Raw genomic sequence first — 20,254 nt, forward strand, 5'->3', positions numbered from 1 at the left:
TTAAGAAATTGAAAAAATTAAACCCGTTTTAAAACGGGTTGCTAAGCTTTAAGAAAAATATTTTTGAGGCTTGAGGAAAGGACACTATCTTCAATTATATATTTATTTTCTAATAATAATTTATTTTGCGCTTCTTCTAAATCATCTTGAAGGTGACTACTAAGAACTAAAGTGCGTTTTAAGAAGTTTTTGCCATCAAATTCCAAAATGGCAAAACGCTCTGATAAATTATCATTAAAGAAAATTAAATCGAAAATGACTTTCCCTGAAAAATGATGTTTTTTCAGTTCAGGTATAATAGTTTTCAAATTGTTGAGAGGATTTTGAAAGTCATATGCAGTAATCACGGCTAGACTTAAATCCTCATAATATTTGATAAAGTTTTTCATTTTAAATTTTTGTACAGATTGTCAATCAATACATATACCTCATCGGTTAATGCAAGTAGTTGGTTGAAATCGGTAATAACTCGTGAAGATGCTACAAAGTTATCAATGTGAAAAAGAGTATGACGTTGTTTATTAAAAAAACTATAAGCAGAATTTAATGCAAGAAATAAATTCGGATTAGAAATTACTTCTTTACATTCAGAGTTTAACTCGAAGCGAGATGGTGCAATGTTGTCAAAAAGTTGACCAAATGTAAACTTCTCTTCATCTATTTTATCATCAATTTCAGGAAAAGTTTGTAAGATGGATTTTAAAACTCCTTCTAAAGCCCGTAACTCTGAGAAAAGTAATAAACTATAATCTTGTAAATTTAATTGAACTGATTTTAAAGTCGAACTACTTATTAACATATTCAATAACTTAGAAGGTAAGTGATCGAAAGCGTTAGGTAGTTTAGATTTAAGATGATGTTTAACTGTCCGTTCATCCAAAAATTGCACAGCGCTTTCATCAGTTTTACTAATAACTTTCTCAAGCCCACTTGCATCTAATAATTCAGATAATCTGAAAATAAATTCCTTGTAACAGGATAAGGGTAATCCATTAATAATCATTTTTTTGGTATAGTATACAGTGATATTAAGGGAATCTTTATGTGAGAGATTATTTAATTTAAAACGAATTGCATGTTTTTCATTAATGACTTCACAAGAGTAGATCGATTCTCCATTTTCATTTTTTGTATCATTTATCAAAATATCAATTAAACTCTGAATATCTGTAGGCTCAAACCCATCTAATGTCATTTGAACACGACCTTGTTCTTGGGAGCATGACTGTTTAAGGTAAAAAGCTAATTGTTGTGCTAAAGCAATATTTTTACCATTTGGATAGAAGGTGGTTGTTCCATTTTTATTGTTATATATATTCAAAAGACCATCAGCCACACCAATATGAGACACAGTATAAATCTCAAGGTCTTGAGTTTGTTGTTTTGCAGTAATTTTAACGCCTTTTTCTTGTTGAAAAGCTTCTAATAATGAAGGCAGTTGGTCTTTCGGGAATAACAAGTTTTTTAATTCGCTATTAGACAAGATACATTCTCCCTCAAGATTTAATTGTGTGGTAAATAATATATTAAAAATATGAAAATAAAAGACTTTTCAATAATCCAAATTTTTCTTATTTAATTTTTCTGAAAAATATAATTTTTAAACCAACCATGTTAAGATATATCTTAATTAAATTTAAGATATATCTTTTCTATGTCTAAAGCTCCTGATTCTGTCCTAACAGAAGAACGAGAAAGCTCCCCCAAACCTCGTAAACGCCTCTTTGAAGCCGGGCATATGAAGCTGCTTGTGCTTTATCTCATTTCGCTCGCACCCAAGTTCGGCTACGACATTATCAAAGAGATTGGTGACATCGTAGGTGGTGGCTATAGCCCAAGTACCGGCACGATATATCCAACGCTGAACTATCTACTGGAACAGCAATACATTCACGAAGAAATTACCCCAAATGAGCGCAAACGCTACAGCATTACTGCGCAAGGTATTGAACATCTCAAAGCGAAACAGGACTGTGTTGCAAATATTCTCGGTCGTTTTGAAACCCGACGTCGGATTCAAGAAGATGAACGCTATATCGACATCAATACTGCGATGGAAAATCTGAAAGCTGCACTACGTCTAAAACTGTCGAATTCTGAAATAAGCATTGCCGAGATTCAGAAGATCGCAGATCAGATTGAGCAGGCAGCAACTAATATCGCTCATTTGTAAGTCAATTCAAGATTTAAAACATTAGGTTCAATGATGAAAAATAATCTCCCAAAATTCCACCCGAAACATCTGAACTGGCTCATGCCACTGATTCTTTCCGGCATTATGAGTGGTGCAATTTCCTGCTTTAACATGTTTATTAATAAAGGCTGGAGTGACCAGTTTATTTCCTTGTGGCTGCATGCCTGGAGTCTGTCATGGCTGATGGCATTTCCATTGATTCTGATGGTGTTACCGCTGGTGCGTAAGTTTCTCATGCGGTTTGTCGAAATGCCAAAAGAAAAATAGTAAAAATTGAAGTGTGGGAGCACGGTAAATAGGTCAGATTTAGTCCCGTTTTTGGCCCTGCCAGATGATCAAGCGAGCCAAAAACAGCATCAAGACTAAATAGACTTGAAAGGCTGCGGCAAACATCATCATCCAGCCACTATTTCCCGGCGTGCGCTGGGCATCAATCTCAATCAACATACTGAAGGCAGCAATCACAATTTCAAAGCCAATCATTGCTTTTAAAAACCAGGGCCAGGGAAAGCGTAATAGCCATGTGACAAAAACCACCCCAATACAAGGCAGAATACAAAACAGCAAAATGATTTTTAAATCCATTTTTATCATCCTAATATTTTTTTAATTTTTAAGAAGATGAATTGAACCAGCTCATGTTGAGTTCTGCGTGTCCGGTATTTTCATCGATTCCCTGAGAGATAATCTGAAACCCCTGTTTTTGATAAAAACCAACGGCTGTCGTATTAGCAGCATAGACATTCAAATGTAGTTGCTCACATTGCTGTTTTAGGAAATCAACCAGGCATTTGCCATAGCCAGCACCTTGCTGCTCAGGATCAATAAATAGGGCAGCCAAAACATTCTCCGATCTTAATAGGGAAATAAAACCCAAAACGGTGTCTTGCGCCTTAATCACATAATTTTCTGCCAAAGGCAGATACAGATCCCGCATTGGAAGCAGCTGATTTTTCCAATAATCCGCCGGAATAAAATCATGGGCTTTAAGCGATGCCTTGAGCCAGATGTCCAGCATCGGATTGATATCTTCTGGTTGAGCTTTTTGAATTATTGTCATGCGTTGTCTTGTATCAAGTTAATAAATACTGTGCTGATTATACATAAGTCCATAGTTCTTCAATCTGCAGACTTTCTGTGTTCAAATAAACCGGAAATAAATGAAACGTAAAGATTAGGGAAAGAATTCATGTCGCAGCAAACTATGCAACAAGTCATCATTACTGAACCGGGTGGCGTAGAGAAACTGGCTTATGAAACAGTTGCCATTCCTGAACCTGAAGCCAATGAAGTGCTGGTTAAAGTTCATGCTTTCGGGATTAACCGTCCGGATATCTTGCAGCGTCAGGGTTTATACCCAATGCCGAAAGGCGTAACGCCTGTTCCGGGGCTAGAAGTGGCAGGTGAAGTGATTGCAGTTGGTAGCGATGTAAAACGCTTTCAGGTTGGTGATAAGGTTTGTGGCCTGACCAATGGTGGTGGCTATGCCGAATATTGTGTGGTCCCAGAAAGCCAGACTTTACCGATTCCAAATGGCGTGAGCTATGTACAGGCCGCGGCGATTCCTGAAACTTTCTTTACTGTGTGGGCGAATGTGTTCCAGATGGGCAAAGCCAAAGCAGGAGAAACTGTGTTGATTCATGGCGGTACCAGCGGAATCGGCACCACGGCATTGATGTTATGTAATGCACTCGGTATGAAAACTTTTGCAACTGTGGGTTCGGATGACAAAGTTCAGGCAATTTCGCATCTGACCACAGCGATTAATTACAAGACTCAGGATTTTGAACAAGTCATCAATGAAGTGACTGACAATGCTGGCGTGGATGTGATTCTGGATATCGTGGGTGCGCCGTATCTGGAGCGAAACTTAAACCTGCTGCGTCGTGATGGCCGTCTGGTCTATATTGCTTTCCTGGGCGGTGCAAAGGCCAAAGAGGTTAAACTGGGTCAGATCATGATGAAACGCTTGACCATTACCGGTTCAACCATGCGTGCGCGTAATACTGAAGAGAAGTCAGAAATTGCCAAAGGTCTGGAAGAAACTGTGTGGCCATTACTGGAACAAGGTCAGTGTCTGCCAATGATCTACAAGATCTTTAAATTTGACCAGATTCAGGATGCCCATGCAGCGATGGATACGGGCGAACACATCGGTAAGATTGTGGTTGAAGTGATTTAAAATAAGCTGCTGTTATGCGGGATAAAATCATCACGGTTTTATCCCTTTTTTATTTCATGAATGGGTAAGTATCCTTCAAGATTGATAACTTCTGCTTAAAGAAACGGACTGATCTTTTTTGTGTAAGAAGTGATATTTATCACATAATAATCCTCTTATGCATACTCAAGTTTTACAGAATTATTTGTATATTTTATGACCATAAACTGACAGATTATGTCAGTTTATAGCAATGAAGTACGCGTTGTTCCTGGCTGGAATATTTGCTATTGAAAAACATGCGCATTTATGTGAAAAATATTCCGAATTACTTTTTTAATTAAAATTATTAAATAACAATTATTTATAATTATTTCATTCAGCTGATTCTTTTGGTTTTGCCTATTAATGAGTGCATTTTTGAATTTTAAGTAAAAACTGGTCGGGTTTTTGCAATGGTTTAAGCAAGACCATTCATCCAGTGGTTACTCTTATTTTGCTTGATCCCGGGGAGAACAGCCATGTTGATTGCAAAAGGACCTTTTAAACCCATCCATCAAAATCGGGCATTGGCACAGGTCATTCAGGCACGACTGTTTAATCGTGTGACCTCCAAGCAAGCCAAAGTGTTTTATCTGGCCTTGTTAAATCTGGAAAATTATTTGAATCGTTTGGCGAAAGGCGGCAAACGCAAACGCCGTCGCTAATTGATTTCTAAAAGATAAGAGATAGAGCTGATAGAAATATCAGTAGGAATCTCTTTTACCGAATTTCAGACATAAAAAAACCAGCTTGCGCTGGATTCTTTATTACACCATTTTCATTGTTTAAAAATGGTGCCCGAGGCCAGACTCGAACTGGCACGCCTTGAAGGGCGGGGGATTTTAAATCCCCTGTGTCTACCGATTTCACCACTCGGGCTTTAACAAGATTGGAGGCGGAGGTCGGAATCGAACCGGCGTCCACGGAGTTGCAGTCCGCTGCATGACCACTCTGCCACCCCGCCGCGTCTTGTTGATGCGTATATTATCAAGCTCTGAAAAAAAAACAATAGTGTATTCATTCATATGCGCATAAAAACAGCATATGGCGGAAAATATTCAGAATTATCATGTAGAATGTGCAAAATTGATTCATATCAACACTTGGGAGAAGTGCCGTGGCATTAGTTTTAGATGGTCGTGCATTGGCAAAGCAAATTGAGGCTGATTTGTTAACTCGCGTTGAAACGCTTAAAGCAAAATCAGGTCGTACTCCAATCCTTGCGACTATTTTGGTAGGTGACGATGGCGCATCTGCAACTTATGTTCGTATGAAAGGAAATGCTTGCCGCCGTGTCGGTATGGACTCTTTAAAAGTTGAACTTCCAAAAGAAACAACTACTGAACAACTGCTTGCTGAAATTGAAAAACTCAATGCAAACCCAGATGTTCACGGTATTCTGTTACAACACCCAGTACCTGCTCAAATTGATGAACGTGCTTGTTTTGATGCGATCTCGCTGGAAAAAGATGTAGATGGCGTGACTTGCCTGGGCTTTGGCCGTATGGCGATGGGTGAAGCAGCTTATGGTTCTGCAACGCCTGCAGGCATCATGACCATCCTGAAAGAAAACAACATTGAAATCGCGGGTAAACATGCGGTGGTTGTTGGTCGTTCTGCAATTCTGGGCAAACCAATGGCAATGATGCTGTTACAAGCCAATGCAACAGTAACGATCTGTCACTCACGTACTCAAAACCTACCTGAATTGGTGAAACAAGCAGATATCGTGGTGGGTGCGGTAGGTAAGGCTGAACTGATTCAAAAAGACTGGATCAAACCAGGTGCAGTGGTTGTTGATGCTGGTTTCCATCCGCGTGATGGCGGTGGTGTTGGTGATATCCAGTTACAAGGTATCGAAGAAATCGCTTCTGCTTATACACCAGTTCCAGGTGGTGTAGGCCCAATGACGATCACTACTTTGATCCGTCAAACTGTAGAAGCTGCTGAGAAGGCTTTGGGTTAATGCTTTTCTCCTTCTCCCTTTGGGAGAAGGTAGGGATGAGGGACTAAATAAATTTAGACCTCTCCCTAACCCTCTCCTAAAAGGAGAGGGAATCTCTTAAATTTTTCGAATTAAAACGAATAAAAATCTAATGAGCTGTACTTTCCAATTTCCTAAAGCCCCTGAGCATTTACTCCAAGCCTTACACCAAGTCATTCCCAATTGTGAATTAATGGTACAACAGCTGCCGGAAACAACGATTTCACTGTGGCTGATTCCACCCGTATTTCCTACAGACAAGCTGGATGATGAAGTGATACGCCGGATATGGAATGATACGCCGTACTGGATCTTTTGCTGGGCGTCAGGTTTGGCTATGGCACAGTGGCTATTGGCTGAGCCAGATCATGTGAAAGGTAAGGTGGTGCTGGATTTTGGTGCGGGTTCAGGCGTAGTGGCGATTGCAGCGAAAATGGCAGGTGCCAAGCGTGTCATCTGCTGCGACATTGATCAGGTCAGTCTGGATGCCTGTCGTGCCAATGCCGAACTGAATCATGTCGAGCTGGAATATCTGGATGATCTGTATAAAGCAGAGCAGGTGGATATCCTGTTAGCAGCTGATGTTTTATATGACCAGTGCAATCGTTTCTTCTTGGATGAATTCCTGAAATTTGCCCTAGAAGTCTGGGTTGCTGATAGCCGGGTAAAAAACTTTAGCCATCCGAAATATGAAAAGCTGGATGAGCGGAGTGCTACAACCTGGCCAGATCTGGATGAATCACCAGAATTTAGAAATGTGAGTTTTTATAAAACACTTTCTGCAAGCAAATAAAAAAGGGCATTCAGCCCTTTTTTAAATCTCAACCATTAAGAACAGGTGAACTGAATCACGCGCAGTGTACTTGGTCGTGCATTGAGTGCATCGCGTACACCTGGATTTTCGGTATTGTACAGGTCAGGCGTGTTACTTAAGCTGATTTGTGCGCGGGTATTACCTAACTGGCGACCATATTGCTGATCTGCCAGAGCAGTATTGCTAATTTCATTGCTGCTTAATACAGTGACATTCCAGTTCTTCGATGAACCGAGTACCTGTCTGCAGGCTGACTGCAAACGTGCTTCATCTCTGCTGGCCTTGCCAGAAAGTGTATAACGCAACGTTGCGCTATTTGCACCCTGTTCAATCACTTCGTAGCCAGTCTGACCGTTATACGATTGTGGGGTGGTTTGACACGCTGTCAAGCTTAAAGAACCGATTGCTACACCCAGTAAAACAACTGTTTTTTTCATCATGATGATTTCCCGTATTTTTATCCGACAAGTATGCCATAGCAGTGAAAAAGCGGAATGGCAGCAAACATAAAATTCCAATAAAAAAGCTTTCCGAATGTTTCCACACGGAAAGCCCCTAAAGCAATACAGTTACTTAGTCATCAGTAATCATACTGTGCTTTTTGGTGTCTTTCATAAAGACATAAGTTAGCAGTGATAGCGCAATCATGAACGTAATGTAGTAGAAGAAATAGTTTTCATGACCGGCATTTTTAAAGCTTAAAGCCACCAGTTCTGCGGTACCACCAAATAGAGTATTGGCAATCGCGTAAGGCAGTGCTACACCTAGGGCACGAATGTGTGCAGGGAATAGTTCAGCTTTCACCACAGCATTAATCGCTGTATAACCAGTCACAATCACCATACCACTCATACACAGCATAAATGCAGTAGTTGGGTTGGTAGTTGAACCTAAACCATTGAAGATTGGAATGGTAAACAATACACCCAGTACACCAAATGCAATCATGATGGGTTTACGGCCGATGCGGTCAGAAAGTGCACCAATCACCGGTTGCAGTAACATAAATACAAAGATGGAAAGAGTCGTGATTTCAGTCGCTGTGGTTTTCTCAAAGCCCGAAGTATTGACCAAGTATTTTTGCAGGTAAGTGGTAAAGGTATTGAATGCCAAAGTACCACCGGCAGTCAGCATAATCACGGTAAATGCCTGTTTAGGGTATTTGGTGAATAAAGCTAAAGCACCAGATTTTGGACCACCTTTTTTCGCCTGTTCCACCGCCTGTTTTGCAGATTGGGTTTCAACCAGACCACGACGAATCCAGAATACCACAATCGCCAGGAAAGCACCGATCAGGAAGGGAATACGCCAGCCCCATTCAGTCAGTTGTGTTTCAGTCAACGTACGTTGCAGGAAGATCAGTACACAAAGCGCTAACAGCTGACCTGAAATCAGAGTGACATATTGGAAACTTGAGTAGAAACCACGGTGATTTTTACCCGCCATTTCAGTCAGGTAAGTGGCACTTGAACCGTATTCACCACCGACACTGAGGCCTTGCAGCAAACGTGCGAATAGCAGCAGTGCAGGAGCCAGCATGCCGACCGAATCATAAGTGGGGGCACAGGCAATAATCAGCGAGCCGACACACATCAGAGATACGGATAATGTTAAACCGGCTTTACGGCCTTTACGGTCTGCGTAAATCCCCATAATCCATGCGCCAATCGGACGCATCAGGAAGCCCAGTGCAAAGACAGCAGCAGCTTGCAGGAGTTTTACGGTATTATCACCATCTGGGAAGAACTGAGAAGCAAAATATAAGGTAAAGGCTGCATAGACATACCAGTCGTACCATTCGACCAGGTTACCTGCAGAACCACCGAGAATGGATTTAACCCGTGTTTTACGGTCAAGCTGCGGTGCGACAGCTTCAGAAAGGGGCTGATTCACAACATTGCTCCAAAGGAATGCTGTAAAACACATCTTTTTTACATTTTCATTACTATAAAATCTAAAAAGGTATGTTTTAGTGAGAAGGAAAATGGGGAGATTTCATATACTTATACGCCTGCAACTTTTCGCTTTTTATAGGACTTTAGTCTTAATAAATAAGAGAAGTTTAAAATATTTTTATAAAACAAAAATTTACCATTTGTTTAGAGTAATTACTTGATTTTAATAATAGATTGATTGCCTAAATATTGTTCTTTTCTGGGTTTTTTAGTATTTGGAAAATACCGTTATTTAGAGGTAAAACAGATCAAAAATGGTGAGGCCCTCAATCTTAAAGCAATAAAAAAGGCCGCTGACGCGACCTTTTGATTTAAATCAGCAATTAAGCAGATTTAACAGCTTCCAGGAGCTCAGCTTGGCGTTTGATTAACGCAGCTGGCATACGGTCGCCCAATTTTTTGAACAATTCAGTGTGGCTTTCAAGTTCTTTGATCCATTGATCTTTGTCTTGAGAAGTTACAAGGTCAAATTGTTCTTTAGTGAAGTCAGAACCAGTCCAGTTTAACTGTTCGTAAGTTGGAACACGGCCAATTGGAGTGTCAACAGCAGTTGCACGGCCTTCACAACGGTCAATGATCCACTCAAGAACACGCATGTTTTGACCGAAACCAGGCCATACGAAGTTGCCTTCAGCATCGCGACGGAACCAGTTCACGTTGTAGATACCAGGAAGTTTGTTGCCAGCAGCAGCTGCTTTAGCACCAACTTTTTCACCCATTTCTAACCAGTGAGTGAAGTAGTCCGCCATGTTATAACCGGCGAATGGAAGCATCGCGAATGGGTCGCGGCGTACAACACCTTGTTGACCAACTGCAGCTGCAGTTGTTTCAGAACCCATAGTTGCTGCTTTATAGACACCGTCAACCCAGTCAAATGCTTCTGATACTAGAGGCACTGTGTCGGCACGACGACCACCAAAGATGAACGCAGAAATTGGAACACCTGCTGGATTTTCCCAGTCAGCATCAATAGAAGGACATTGAGCTGCAGAAACTGTGAAACGAGCATTCGGATGCGCAGCTTTTTCTTCACCAGTGTGTGGCTGGCCTTTCCAGTTAGTCAGGTTAGCAGGCGCTTCTTTGGTCAGGCCTTCCCACCATACTTCACCGTTGTCAGTCACAGCAACGTTGGTATAGATTACGTCTTTGTGCAGGGTTGCCATACAGTTCGGGTTAGTTTTGGTATTTGTACCAGGCGCTACACCGAAGAAACCAGCTTCTGGGTTGATTGCATATAAGCGACCATCTTCACCTGGTTTGATCCAGGCAATATCATCACCTACAGTTTCAATTTTCCAGCCTTCGTAACCAGCTGGTGGAATCAGCATTGCGAAGTTGGTTTTACCACAAGCAGATGGGAATGCCGCTGCGATGTAGTGTTTTTCGCCTTTAGGGTTAGTCACGCCCAGGATCAGCATGTGTTCAGCTAACCAGCCTTGTTGACGACCCATGTAAGATGCAATACGTAACGCCAGGCATTTTTTACCTAACAGTGCGTTACCGCCGTAACCTGAACCGAAAGACCAGATTTCACGAGTTTCTGGATAATGCACGATGTATTTTTCAGGGTTACAAGGCCATGCAACGTCTTTTTGACCTTCTTCTAATGGCGCGCCAACTGTATGTACACATGGAACGAATTCGCCATCAGTACCAAGAACGTCATAAACTGCTTTACCCATGCGTGCCATTTTAGACATACTAACTGCAACGTATGGAGAATCAGTGATTTCAATACCGATGTGGGCAATATGAGAACCTAAAGGACCCATAGAGAAAGGAACTACGTACATGGTACGGCCTTTCATTGCACCATCAAATAAACCGTTAAGGCGAGCACGCATTTCTGCAGGCGCTTCCCAGTTGTTAGTTGCGCCAGCGTCTTCTTTATTTTCTGAACAGATAAAAGTACGACCTTCAACACGAGCAACGTCAGAAGGGTCAGAATTTGCAAGATAAGAACCCGGGTGTTTTTCTGGGTTAAGCGCTTGCATTGTGCCGTTAGCGATCATCAAGTCGATAAGACGTTGATATTCTTCTGCGCTACCGTCACACCATTCAATTTTTGCTGGTTTTGTTAATTTAGCAATCTCTTCCACCCAAGCAATAAGCTTAGGGTGACGAACGAATTCTGGTGCGTTCACTTGGGTCATGGTGAGGCCTATCTCAAAAGTGTACAAATATGTACAAAGTATAGTCTGGGTGATGAAAATACCGCCCAGATGAAATATGAAAAAAAGTGGCTGTATTAAAGCACAAAATCACAAAAAAAATAAGACTTAAGCAGGGCTAGATTGAAATTGTCACAAAATGCAATTCTTAAATTAAATGATTTAATAACAATAGGATAGATATGAGTACAGTGCTGAAACTTTGTATTTATTTCAATGATGTGTAATATTTTATAGAGATATAACTTTAAAAATCAAAACATTATTAGTTTATGCTGAACGCAGCTCATCATTGATTAAATAAATGATGGTAATTCGAATTTTGCATAGTCCCCATGAATGTGTTTAGAAAATATTCACAGTTGCTTAAGATTTTCTCAATTCTGTTTAATCTTTGCACTATATTGATTTTATATATTTTTTTTCTATTGTGTAAAATGAATTAGGTATAGCTAAAAAGGCTGAATTTTTATTTTGCCCAAGCGATTCAACTCACGTTGTTAAAGTATAGAGCTTGTATTAGGGCTCTTGGATGAAATTGTTAATCTTAACTTTTGTAATTTTTCTGACACAACTGATCGTCGTCTATAAATTAGCTATATAAATAAGTAGGGCATAAGGATCAGGCTTTAGTCAGTTGCCAAAAGGTGAATAACGCATATTCATCTCTTCCATGCGAATGCCTATCTAGCAGAACATTATATAATGTTGAAGTCTTAAGAAGAGAAGAATGAAAGAGCGAAGGGAACTTAAATCTAGATCTCTGGCGTAAAAAAAATTACACTTTAGAAGTAGGTTATTTTGCTCAATTTTGACTTTAATGAGTTTCCTTATTTTGTCTAAAACATTTCCTGTAAAAGTCTCTAAAAGTGTTGTTAAGCAAAGAAAATGGTGAAAAATACTGAAGCCGAATCTAATTCTTAGGTTAAGTGGATTAAAAAATAACCAAAAATAAGATTTTCCTACTAAAAAAATTAAAAAAAATGAATTTTTTTTTGTTTTAGCCCTTGAAGCGATTTATTCCATCTCCATAAAAAGGACATCAAAAAGTTTTGATGGTGACCAGGGAATAATGAGTCATCATCAGTCATCAAAAAAAGACTTAGTCTGATGGAGTTAAATATGAGCAACATTCGTCCATTACATGACCGCGTTGTTATTCGTCGTGTTGAAGAAGAAACTAAAACAGCTGGCGGTATTTTACTTCCAGGTTCTGCTGCAGAAAAACCAGCGCAAGGGGAAATTATTGCAGTTGGTAATGGTCAAATCACTGACAATGGCGTACGCGCGTTAGATGTAAAAGTTGGCGACAAAGTATTGTTCGGTACCTATGCGGGTACAACTGTAAAAGTAAACGGTGAAGAACTTCTCATCATGAAAGAATCTGACATTTTAGCGGTTCTGGAAGACTAATCTTCGCTAAAAAACGATCTTACATATTCCATTTCAGATTTTGTAAAGATATAAAAATATTTGGAGTTAAACATGTCAGCTAAAGACGTAAAATTTGGTGATTCAGCTCGCAGCAAAATGATTGCTGGTGTGAATATTCTTGCAGATGCAGTAAAAGTAACCCTTGGTCCTAAAGGCCGTAACGTTGTAATCGATCGTTCTTTCGGTGCACCACACATCACTAAAGATGGTGTTTCTGTTGCGAAAGAAATCACCTTGAAAGACAAGTTCGAGAACATGGGTGCTCAACTGGTTCGTGAAGTATCTTCTAAAACCAATGACATCGCAGGTGACGGTACAACAACTGCAACTGTACTTGCTCAAGCAATCCTGAATGAAGGTATCAAATCAGTAACAGCGGGTATGAACCCAATGGATCTGAAACGTGGTATCGACATCGCGGTTAAATCTTTGGTTGCTGAAATCAAAGCCACTGCAAAACCTGCTTCTGATTCTAAAGCGATTGAACAAGTTGGTTCGATCTCTGCGAACTCTGACACTACTGTGGGTAAACTGATTGCGCAAGCAATGGAAAAAGTAGGTAAAGAAGGCGTTATCACTGTAGAAGAAGGCTCAGGCTTCGAAGACGCGCTTGACGTTGTAGAAGGTATGCAATTTGACCGTGGTTACATCTCTCCATACTTCGCAAACAAACAAGACACTTTAACAGCTGAACTTGAAAACCCATACATCCTGTTGGTTGACAAGAAAATCAGCAATATCCGTGAACTGATCACTGTTCTGGAAGCTGTTGCGAAAACTGGTAAACCACTGCTGATCATTGCTGAAGATGTTGAAGGCGAAGCGCTGGCTACTCTTGTTGTGAACAACATGCGCGGTATCATCAAAGTATGTGCTGTTAAAGCACCTGGCTTCGGTGACCGTCGTAAAGCAATGCTGCAAGACATCGCAATCCTGACTGGCGGTACTGTAATTTCTGAAGAAATCGGTATGCAGTTAGATCAAACTACGCTTGAACATCTTGGTACTGCACACAAAGTAACTGTATCTAAAGAAAATACAGTAATTGTTGACGGCGCTGGTAACCCAGAACAAATCTCTGAACGTGTTCAACAGATCCGTGCTCAAATCGAAGAGTCTACTTCTGAATACGACAAAGAAAAACTTCAAGAACGTGTAGCTAAACTGGCTGGCGGTGTAGCAGTGATCAAAATCGGTGCTGCAACTGAAGTTGAAATGAAAGAGAAGAAAGACCGCGTAGATGATGCACTTCACGCAACTCGTGCTGCAGTTGAAGAAGGTGTGGTTGCTGGTGGGGGTGTTGCGCTGGTACGTGCTGCTAAAGCACTTGATGGTGTAACTGGTGCCAACGATGACCAAAACGTAGGTATCAACATTCTGCGTCGTGCGATCGAAGCACCTCTTCGTCAAATCGTTGCCAACGCTGGTGATGAGCCATCTGTAGTAATCAACGCTGTGAAGAACGGTGAAGGTAACTTTGGTTATAACGCTGCAACTGGCGAATACGGCGACATGTTGGAAATGGGTATCCTAGATCCAGCGAAAGTAACTCGTTCTGCACTTGAGCATGCAGCTTCTGTTGCTGGTCTGATGCTGACTACAGAATGTATGATCACTGAAATCCCAGAAGACAAACCTGCTATGCCTGACATGGGCGGCATGGGCGGCATGGGCGGCATGATGTAATTCATCATCCGATCATTGATCCAAAAAATCCCCGCGAAAGCGGGGATTTTTTATTGGGTTATTTCGTTAAATTTTATTTTAATTCATTTCTTTCACTAACTTGTAATTCAGACTGCTATTAATTTTCTCACCTGTCTGGATATCGCGAACTTCGACAAAATTTTCTCCAACAAAGAATTTACGGTTTTTACCTTTTTCATCCAAGGTAATGATAGAAGGCTGATTCGGATCGAAGCTAAAACTACCTTTAGTTTTTACTTCGGTATTTTTAGTATCAGAAATATATTCTTCTTTGAGTTCATAAGTTTTGTCAGGATGTAACTCCAGTTCTATGTTGATTCCTTCACAATCTGCACAAGGGAAAGTCCCTTTATATTCACCCGCCCAGTCCAGTGAAGTTTCTGCAGTATCCCCTACAGCAGTATTCTTTGGCATACTTGGTGCATTGTTTTGCGTAGCTGTTTGTTGATTAGTATTTTCTACAGCTGAAGGCTCTTGGGTTTTAGAGCATGCAGTTAAACCTAAGGTAATCGTCGTGATTGTAATGAGAAGGAGAATATTGTTCATTTTTTGAACTCATGAATTTATGTCTTAATTTAAAAGATAAAAATTTAGAAATCAAAACAGTAGTGGAACTTTGTAAATGGTAGTATTGTTGCTATGCAATGTGGTCAAAGAAAGCTATTAGAGATTTAATATTTAAAAAAGAACCAAAATGAAAAGTGATAAAACCTAGAAAGAAGAATACAGGCAGAAATAAGACCCCATACAAGAAGAGAATCTTTTGCCTAAATCGCTCAATCTTCATCATCAGTGGGTAAGGAGGGGATCATGTTAAGTGATAAAGAAAATGAAATCATTGAACTTATTTATGATGCTGCCCTAAATCCAGAGCTTTGGAATAAAGTATTGGGAGAAATTGTTGAATTTACTCAGAGTACTACGGCGATTTATACCTATCTGGATCAGTTAAATCCTGCACAGAATTTTGTTTTGACTCATAATATTCCTGCTGAAGGCCTGGCGAACTACCATAAAGAGCATCTTGATGTAATTGACATGAAATTACATGGGGAGACGATGAAAGTATTAGGCGTGGGGCGCAGTTATACCTTGGATAGCAAACCCTATGAGTTGATGAAGAATACAGATGCACAGAAATTTTATTTAAAATGTCTAAAACCTTCCAATATACGCTACCTGAATGGGGTGTTATTGGAGCATGGTGCTTATAAATGGGCGATGTTCGCAGTCCATCGTGCAGATCAATTGGAAGGCTATAGTGAACAAGACAAAAAAATCTTGGAAAGATTTGGAAAGCATCTAAGACGATCACTACAAATTTATCGACAGATTATTGAATTGAAAAATGAAAATAGTAAAAACACTCAAATTCTGGATAAATTGAAAGTGGGTGTAATTTTACTGAATGAAAATATGGAGCTTAGATTTAGTAACCAGTATGCTCAAAATATTCTGAACCAAACCCGGTTATTATGGATTGATCAAAAGCAGCATATAAAAACCTTAGCACAGTACCAGCCACAATTAGAAAGCCTGATTCAAAGTGTGTTAAATAAAAATTCTAAAGCAGCAATCAATCATGAAATAGGCGGGGTACTCTGTATTAAAAATGCAGAAGAGCATCCACTGATGTTAACTATAGTACCTTTAAATTATGTACCCGATTATGAGTTTATAAAAATAAATAAAGCGGTTGCAATTTTTATCAGTCAATTAAATTCCCGATATTCACTTTCTGCTAAGGTCATGAAGGAGGTATATGGTTTATCACCAAGGGAAATTGAAATTTGTGAGCTGTTTTTAAACGGCTATGATTTAGAGGGTATTAGTCAGCAATGCAAAATTACCATGAGCTCTTTAAGAACATATTTGAAAACGATTTATTCTAAAACCAAATGTACTTCCCAAGTGGAATTACTTCGGTTGTTGATGGGCTTAACTTTAAATTTTGAGCATATAGAATAGTTTGATCCAATACAGTTGTATTGGATCAAACAGCTAATAATTAATTAATTCGGCTTAAAGTAAAAGTTCCCTCATCTGCTACAGTAAAGGAGAGAGAATTTGGTGTTAAACTAATAGGCAGACCTTCTCCAGTAGCTCCATTGTCAGATAAACCTGCACAACCATTTGTGTCAATGATAATGCTATTAATACGAAGAGTATTACCTGACAATGTATATGTGCCGTATTCTATACCAGCATCACCGCATCTTTCTGACTCGCTTATAGCTAAATCATCACCTACTGGATCTAGCATCAAGTAAGTATTATCGGTATTGAAAATAAAGATAGGGCCTGCTTCCGCTTTCCATGCTCCTACAATACCACTTGCTGTATTTGGTAATTGGCTAAATGTAGCAGATTCTTCAGGATCCTTTTCTTCCTGAATGGTAAGTTGACCAGCCTCAAGTTTTAGTATCATATTACGAGGTTTACCAGAGTCAGTGAGTCCCCAATCTTTATTGGTATCAATGAATGCGGAAGCCGTGAACAAACCAGTACTAGGATTATAAGTATTAATTTTCCCTACTTCTAGGCCATTGAATTCTTTTTCTTCCTCATTAAGAACAACTTCACCCATAATATAGCTGCCATCTTCTTTAATAATCAGGGCTATTGGTGATTCATCTTCTTCAGTACCCTGAAAATACCAGATACCAGCAATATCTTTTAATGATGCTTTTGTGTTTTCTGACATTAACTCAAACATTGTTTTGTTAAAGTTCTCAATTGCTTGTAAAGGGGTTACAACGCGGAGATCTTTAAATTCATCAATTTTGCTAAGATTAGCACTTAAATTTTGATAAAAATTAGTAGTAGGCTGTTCAAAGTCAATATTTAAAGTAGATAAGCTAGCAAGGTCTTCTAATTTTGGAAGGGTAATTCCATTATCATGATTTCCATCGGTATCAAGTGACTGTAAGAAAACCATAAGATTAGTTTGAGCATCTGCATCTGTTGCTAATTCTAATGGTGTGATACGTTCAGCACCTTGTACAGTTCCAATTTCGATGTCACCGATTTTGAAGGTAATTTCATCGCCTTCATTATAAGAGAAAGTACCATCTATATCAGTAGTACCGGCTTTTTTCCCGTTAATATAATAATCAACACCTTCAATTGCACCATCTATTAGCTGTCCTTTTTTGGTAAAGGTCGATGGTGGAGAAGAATTATTAGAGGAATCAGAATCTCCTCCACAAGCTGTTAAAAAGAATGTAGATAAAGTGATCGCAAGTAACGTTTTTTTCATTTAGGTTCCCCTCATGTATTAGTATTGTTAATATAAAGATTCATATGAATAAGGTGATATCCCTATTTAGGGAGGGTACACATTTAAATATTGAATAAGGTTATTATTAATAAATGATTTGTACTTCAATATTAGACGAAAAGAGGGAGGTTAGAACTTGAATTGAAAAATATTAAATATAATTGTAATTGATTTAAAAAGAGCTGTTTTTTGAAAATTACATATTAATAATTCTTTAAATATATTTTTAATAGTTTACCCAAGAATAAACTAGATTATGTGCCTGAATTAATAATAGTAATATTAATTCAGGTTTCTTTTATTATGAGGAGCTCTCTTTAGCCGGAATACCACCCAAATTCTGACAGGCTGATTTATACAGATCATATTGCTGAGTCACCGCATCATATAAAGGCATCTCTGTAGGTTCTTCGCCATTTTCATATTTTTCTATATACGATTCCGCTTTGCTTTTTGAGCTATATAAAGACTGTTCAAAATATTGCGTCACACTATTATGCTGCATTTGTGAGGATTCAATTCCATTGCAATGGAACAGTTTTAACATCTGTTTGGCTTTTTGAGCATCATTAGATATACAGGCTGTAAGAAACATCATAAGACTTAGTACTGCTAAGACTTTCATTTTAGGTATCAAATAGAGAGAAGGGAGTTCTGATATTTTAAGCGGATTTTTAAAGGTTGAACCTTGGTTAACTCTGTGATTGATCAAAATATGAGGTATTGTGCAGCATGATTTATTGATTGATCACCACTGCACAAGATTTAAGTACTAGCCTTTTACCAGACCACCATCGACAATCAGGTTTTGTCCAGTCACAGCACGTGAATAAGGAGACAAAAACATCAGGATGGCTGAAGCAAATTCCTCTGGGGTAATCACACGGCGGAGCGGAGTTGACTGCGCAATTAGGTCAAAAACAAAATCGGGTGTTGCTTTACTGGCGTCGGTCATTTGTAACAAGCCTCCAGAGAGCATATTGACATTAATGCCGTATTGTCCAAGATCTTGTGCGGTAGTACGGGTAAACGCCAAAAGAGCTGCTTTTGCGGTGGTGTAGTCGTGATAAGGCACGACCGGGTTTTGCACGAGGTTAGTCCCTATATTTACGATACGGCCAAAGTGAGCCTGTTTCATATCATCCAGTGCCGCTTGAGTGGTATTCAGACAGGCTTGTACAGCACCACTAAATTGTTGGGACATCGCTTCCCAAGTCAGGTCTTCCACTTTAGGTCGCGCATCCCCATTAAATTCAAACTGGATCAGGGCATTATTTACAACAGAATGAATGGCCTCACCAAAATGGGCTTTTGCAGCAGCAAACATAGCTTTGACCTGATCAGCTTTGGTGACATCAGCTTGATAGGCAAAAACCTGTTCTGGATATTGGTTTTGTAAGGCCTCTGCCTGGGTTTGACTACTGAAGTAGTTCACCACGACGCGGGCACCTTCCTGAATCAGTTGTTGTGTAATAGCTAGACCAAGGCCACGAGCACCGCCTGTTACAAGTACAATTTGATCACGAATCTGCATAGTTCAATTTTGAATAAAATGATTTGGATTACCTTAGCAGCAATCCCATTAGATGCAAAGCAATGCAAAACTTTGGCAGTTTTTCTTTGTTTATATCATCAGCGCTTTGATGAGTAGAAAACAGCCTGAACTAAACAGCAGTCCCAGCACAATCTGTTTAAAGCATTGTTCTGAGATACGATGAAATAGCCGTGCACCCAGAATGGCAGGAATGCTGACTGCTAGAATGAGTATGGCCAGATAGAGTAAATGACTCTGATTTAAAGTCCCGTGTAAGAGATAAACAGCCAGAGTAAAGACTTGAATAGCAAAATTGAAGTGGCGCAAGATATAACGTTGCTGCTCTTTGGGAAGCTGTTTCAGCATTAACCATGCTGAAGGCACAGAACCGCAGAATCCACCCAGTCCCCCTAGAACTCCACCAATCAGACCAATCGAAGCGTCGGCTGTCTTGCCGGAATGCTGAATCGATTTGATTTTAGGATTCAATAGCATCAGTGGGCACCAGATGACCAGAAATATTCCGAGGAAGATACGGAAAGTTTCAGCTTCGACAATATTCAATAACCAGGTGCCGAGTGGCACACCGATCAGCCCAGCAATTAAATAGGGCAGATAGAGTACTTTATTTAGCTGAGTCAATTTTGGTTCATTGGGAATTGAAATGATATGACTCCAGACGGAAGCAAAAACTACCAAGGGTGCGGCGAGCTGTGGACTGAGCCCCCAAACCCAGAATGACATTGCAACAAGAGCAAAGGCAAAACCGGTCAGACCTTGTACGAAGCCTGCTACCATTGCACCGAGAATAAATAATAGCCAGCTCATATAGATCAGTATTTTAGAAAAGTCATAGTATTCAGAAGCTGGTCTGAAAATCCAAGTTTATCCTTAGCTGTATTTATGTAAACCTAAGTTCAGGGTTTGATAAAAGATTTAGACTAAAAAGTATTTAGCTGCTTTTAATATGTATAAAAC

General features: G+C 39.7%; 21 protein-coding genes and 2 tRNA genes. 9 read left to right on the plus strand and 14 right to left on the minus strand.

From position 1 onward, the window contains the following. Positions 1-41: 41 nt before the first annotated feature. Together GW12_RS08650 and GW12_RS08655 are read right to left on the minus strand one after the other, a co-directional pair. Complete coding sequence (locus GW12_RS08650) at positions 42-389, minus strand: type II toxin-antitoxin system RnlB family antitoxin (RefSeq protein WP_034586330.1); 348 nt, start codon at positions 387-389, stop codon at positions 42-44. Beyond that, a complete protein-coding gene (locus tag GW12_RS08655) occupies positions 386-1,483 on the minus strand; it encodes a type II toxin-antitoxin system RnlA family toxin (protein ID WP_034586333.1) in 1,098 nt (365 codons plus the stop codon). The genes GW12_RS08650 and GW12_RS08655 overlap by 4 nt, the downstream gene beginning before the upstream one ends. A gap of 171 nt (positions 1,484-1,654) precedes the next feature. Between GW12_RS08655 and GW12_RS08660 the strand changes: the two genes are divergently transcribed. Together GW12_RS08660 and GW12_RS08665 are read left to right on the plus strand one after the other, a co-directional pair. After that, positions 1,655-2,173: a PadR family transcriptional regulator gene (locus GW12_RS08660; protein ID WP_034586336.1), complete on the plus strand. Its 519-nt coding sequence runs from the start codon at positions 1,655-1,657 to the stop codon at positions 2,171-2,173. 33 nt (positions 2,174-2,206) lie between these two features. Beyond that, positions 2,207-2,461, plus strand: coding sequence for a DUF2798 domain-containing protein (locus tag GW12_RS08665; protein ID WP_034586339.1), 255 nt, complete (start codon positions 2,207-2,209; stop codon positions 2,459-2,461). Between the two features lie 39 nt (positions 2,462-2,500). Here the strand turns inward: GW12_RS08665 and GW12_RS08670 are convergent, their stop codons facing one another. Together GW12_RS08670 and GW12_RS08675 are read right to left on the minus strand one after the other, a co-directional pair. Further along, the gene (locus GW12_RS08670) at positions 2,501-2,779 is read right to left on the minus strand and encodes a hypothetical protein (RefSeq protein WP_034586342.1); all 279 of its coding nucleotides are present in this window, start codon (positions 2,777-2,779) and stop codon (positions 2,501-2,503) included. Between the two features lie 28 nt (positions 2,780-2,807). Beyond that, on the minus strand, positions 2,808-3,254 hold the full coding sequence (locus GW12_RS08675) for an N-acetyltransferase (RefSeq protein ID WP_034586345.1): 447 nt from the start codon (positions 3,252-3,254) through the stop codon (positions 2,808-2,810). 129 nt (positions 3,255-3,383) lie between these two features. On the opposite strand from GW12_RS08675, the gene GW12_RS08680 reads away from it, so the two are divergent. Both GW12_RS08680 and GW12_RS08685 read left to right on the plus strand, forming a co-directional pair. Then, positions 3,384-4,376, plus strand: coding sequence for an NAD(P)H-quinone oxidoreductase (locus tag GW12_RS08680; RefSeq protein ID WP_034586347.1), 993 nt, complete (start codon positions 3,384-3,386; stop codon positions 4,374-4,376). Positions 4,377-4,876: 500 nt separating this feature from the next. Next, the gene (locus GW12_RS08685; RefSeq protein WP_034586350.1) at positions 4,877-5,062 is read left to right on the plus strand and encodes a hypothetical protein; all 186 of its coding nucleotides are present in this window, start codon (positions 4,877-4,879) and stop codon (positions 5,060-5,062) included. Between the two features lie 127 nt (positions 5,063-5,189). Here the strand turns inward: GW12_RS08685 and GW12_RS08690 are convergent. Further along, positions 5,190-5,276 (minus strand) — tRNA-Leu (locus GW12_RS08690). Positions 5,277-5,287: 11 nt separating this feature from the next. Next, positions 5,288-5,361, minus strand: a tRNA-Cys gene (locus GW12_RS08695). 153 nt (positions 5,362-5,514) lie between these two features. On the opposite strand from GW12_RS08695, the gene folD reads away from it, so the two are divergent. After that, entirely contained in the window at positions 5,515-6,363 is an 849-nt protein-coding gene (gene folD, locus GW12_RS08700; protein WP_034586353.1) for a bifunctional methylenetetrahydrofolate dehydrogenase/methenyltetrahydrofolate cyclohydrolase FolD, read from the plus strand. 130 nt (positions 6,364-6,493) lie between these two features. Beyond that, entirely contained in the window at positions 6,494-7,174 is a 681-nt protein-coding gene (locus GW12_RS08705) for a methyltransferase (RefSeq protein ID WP_034586356.1), read from the plus strand. 35 nt (positions 7,175-7,209) lie between these two features. Here the strand turns inward: GW12_RS08705 and GW12_RS08710 are convergent, their stop codons facing one another. The 3 genes from GW12_RS08710 to GW12_RS08720 all read right to left on the minus strand — a co-directional run bounded on the left by GW12_RS08710 (position 7,210) and on the right by GW12_RS08720 (position 11,303). Further along, positions 7,210-7,632, minus strand: coding sequence for a hypothetical protein (locus GW12_RS08710; protein WP_034586454.1), 423 nt, complete (start codon positions 7,630-7,632; stop codon positions 7,210-7,212). A gap of 136 nt (positions 7,633-7,768) precedes the next feature. After that, a complete protein-coding gene (locus GW12_RS08715; protein WP_375730989.1) occupies positions 7,769-9,121 on the minus strand; it encodes an MFS transporter in 1,353 nt (450 codons plus the stop codon). A 352-nt stretch (positions 9,122-9,473) separates the two neighbouring features. Beyond that, positions 9,474-11,303 carry a phosphoenolpyruvate carboxykinase (GTP) gene (locus GW12_RS08720; RefSeq protein ID WP_034586359.1) on the minus strand — a complete coding sequence of 610 codons (1,830 nt, stop codon included), beginning with the start codon at positions 11,301-11,303 and terminating at the stop codon, positions 9,474-9,476. 1,140 nt (positions 11,304-12,443) lie between these two features. On the opposite strand from GW12_RS08720, the gene groES reads away from it, so the two are divergent. Both groES and groL read left to right on the plus strand, forming a co-directional pair. Beyond that, on the plus strand, positions 12,444-12,734 hold the full coding sequence (gene groES / locus GW12_RS08725) for a co-chaperone GroES (RefSeq protein WP_034586362.1): 291 nt from the start codon (positions 12,444-12,446) through the stop codon (positions 12,732-12,734). Positions 12,735-12,806: 72 nt separating this feature from the next. Then, complete coding sequence (groL, locus tag GW12_RS08730) at positions 12,807-14,441, plus strand: chaperonin GroEL (protein WP_034586365.1); 1,635 nt, start codon at positions 12,807-12,809, stop codon at positions 14,439-14,441. 78 nt (positions 14,442-14,519) lie between these two features. On the opposite strand, the gene GW12_RS08735 is transcribed toward groL, so the two are convergent. Beyond that, positions 14,520-15,008, minus strand: coding sequence for a copper resistance protein NlpE (locus GW12_RS08735; protein ID WP_034586367.1), 489 nt, complete (start codon positions 15,006-15,008; stop codon positions 14,520-14,522). A 264-nt stretch (positions 15,009-15,272) separates the two neighbouring features. On the opposite strand from GW12_RS08735, the gene GW12_RS08740 reads away from it, so the two are divergent. Continuing rightward, positions 15,273-16,430 carry a LuxR C-terminal-related transcriptional regulator gene (locus tag GW12_RS08740; RefSeq protein ID WP_034586370.1) on the plus strand — a complete coding sequence of 386 codons (1,158 nt, stop codon included), beginning with the start codon at positions 15,273-15,275 and terminating at the stop codon, positions 16,428-16,430. Positions 16,431-16,470: 40 nt separating this feature from the next. Here GW12_RS08740 and GW12_RS08745 read toward each other — a convergent pair whose 3' ends face one another. The 4 genes from GW12_RS08745 to GW12_RS08760 all read right to left on the minus strand — a co-directional run bounded on the left by GW12_RS08745 (position 16,471) and on the right by GW12_RS08760 (position 20,104). Next, positions 16,471-17,721 carry a hypothetical protein gene (locus GW12_RS08745; protein ID WP_034586373.1) on the minus strand — a complete coding sequence of 417 codons (1,251 nt, stop codon included), beginning with the start codon at positions 17,719-17,721 and terminating at the stop codon, positions 16,471-16,473. Between the two features lie 322 nt (positions 17,722-18,043). Beyond that, complete coding sequence (locus GW12_RS08750) at positions 18,044-18,367, minus strand: hypothetical protein (protein ID WP_034586376.1); 324 nt, start codon at positions 18,365-18,367, stop codon at positions 18,044-18,046. 147 nt (positions 18,368-18,514) lie between these two features. Continuing rightward, positions 18,515-19,276: a 3-oxoacyl-ACP reductase gene (locus GW12_RS08755; RefSeq protein WP_034586379.1), complete on the minus strand. Its 762-nt coding sequence runs from the start codon at positions 19,274-19,276 to the stop codon at positions 18,515-18,517. Between the two features lie 90 nt (positions 19,277-19,366). Further along, on the minus strand, positions 19,367-20,104 hold the full coding sequence (locus GW12_RS08760) for a sulfite exporter TauE/SafE family protein (RefSeq protein ID WP_034586381.1): 738 nt from the start codon (positions 20,102-20,104) through the stop codon (positions 19,367-19,369). Positions 20,105-20,254: the final 150 nt, after the last annotated feature.

It is taken from the genome of Acinetobacter sp. HR7 (assembly GCF_000773685.1).
Classification (GTDB): Bacteria; Pseudomonadota; Gammaproteobacteria; order Pseudomonadales; family Moraxellaceae; genus Acinetobacter; species Acinetobacter thermotolerans.

What these genes read in the sequence shown, in the direction of transcription:
- GW12_RS08650 (WP_034586330.1), bottom strand. Translation starts at nt 389, where the DNA reads ATGAAAAACTTTATCAAATATTATGAGGATTTAAGTCTAGCCGTGATT.
- GW12_RS08660 (WP_034586336.1), top strand. Translation starts at nt 1,655, where the DNA reads ATGTCTAAAGCTCCTGATTCTGTCCTAACAGAAGAACGAGAAAGCTCC.
- GW12_RS08665 (WP_034586339.1), top strand. Translation starts at nt 2,207, where the DNA reads ATGAAAAATAATCTCCCAAAATTCCACCCGAAACATCTGAACTGGCTC.
- GW12_RS08670 (WP_034586342.1), bottom strand. Translation starts at nt 2,779, where the DNA reads ATGGATTTAAAAATCATTTTGCTGTTTTGTATTCTGCCTTGTATTGGG.
- GW12_RS08675 (WP_034586345.1), bottom strand. Translation starts at nt 3,254, where the DNA reads ATGACAATAATTCAAAAAGCTCAACCAGAAGATATCAATCCGATGCTG.
- GW12_RS08680 (WP_034586347.1), top strand. Translation starts at nt 3,384, where the DNA reads ATGTCGCAGCAAACTATGCAACAAGTCATCATTACTGAACCGGGTGGC.
- GW12_RS08685 (WP_034586350.1), top strand. Translation starts at nt 4,877, where the DNA reads ATGTTGATTGCAAAAGGACCTTTTAAACCCATCCATCAAAATCGGGCA.
- GW12_RS08705 (WP_034586356.1), top strand. Translation starts at nt 6,494, where the DNA reads ATGAGCTGTACTTTCCAATTTCCTAAAGCCCCTGAGCATTTACTCCAA.
- GW12_RS08710 (WP_034586454.1), bottom strand. Translation starts at nt 7,632, where the DNA reads ATGAAAAAAACAGTTGTTTTACTGGGTGTAGCAATCGGTTCTTTAAGC.
- GW12_RS08715 (WP_375730989.1), bottom strand. Translation starts at nt 9,121, where the DNA reads ATGTGTTTTACAGCATTCCTTTGGAGCAATGTTGTGAATCAGCCCCTT.
- GW12_RS08720 (WP_034586359.1), bottom strand. Translation starts at nt 11,303, where the DNA reads ATGACCCAAGTGAACGCACCAGAATTCGTTCGTCACCCTAAGCTTATT.
- groES (WP_034586362.1), top strand. Translation starts at nt 12,444, where the DNA reads ATGAGCAACATTCGTCCATTACATGACCGCGTTGTTATTCGTCGTGTT.
- groL (WP_034586365.1), top strand. Translation starts at nt 12,807, where the DNA reads ATGTCAGCTAAAGACGTAAAATTTGGTGATTCAGCTCGCAGCAAAATG.
- GW12_RS08735 (WP_034586367.1), bottom strand. Translation starts at nt 15,008, where the DNA reads ATGAACAATATTCTCCTTCTCATTACAATCACGACGATTACCTTAGGT.
- GW12_RS08740 (WP_034586370.1), top strand. Translation starts at nt 15,273, where the DNA reads ATGTTAAGTGATAAAGAAAATGAAATCATTGAACTTATTTATGATGCT.
- GW12_RS08745 (WP_034586373.1), bottom strand. Translation starts at nt 17,721, where the DNA reads ATGAAAAAAACGTTACTTGCGATCACTTTATCTACATTCTTTTTAACA.
- GW12_RS08750 (WP_034586376.1), bottom strand. Translation starts at nt 18,367, where the DNA reads ATGAAAGTCTTAGCAGTACTAAGTCTTATGATGTTTCTTACAGCCTGT.
- GW12_RS08755 (WP_034586379.1), bottom strand. Translation starts at nt 19,276, where the DNA reads ATGCAGATTCGTGATCAAATTGTACTTGTAACAGGCGGTGCTCGTGGC.
- GW12_RS08760 (WP_034586381.1), bottom strand. Translation starts at nt 20,104, where the DNA reads ATGAGCTGGCTATTATTTATTCTCGGTGCAATGGTAGCAGGCTTCGTA.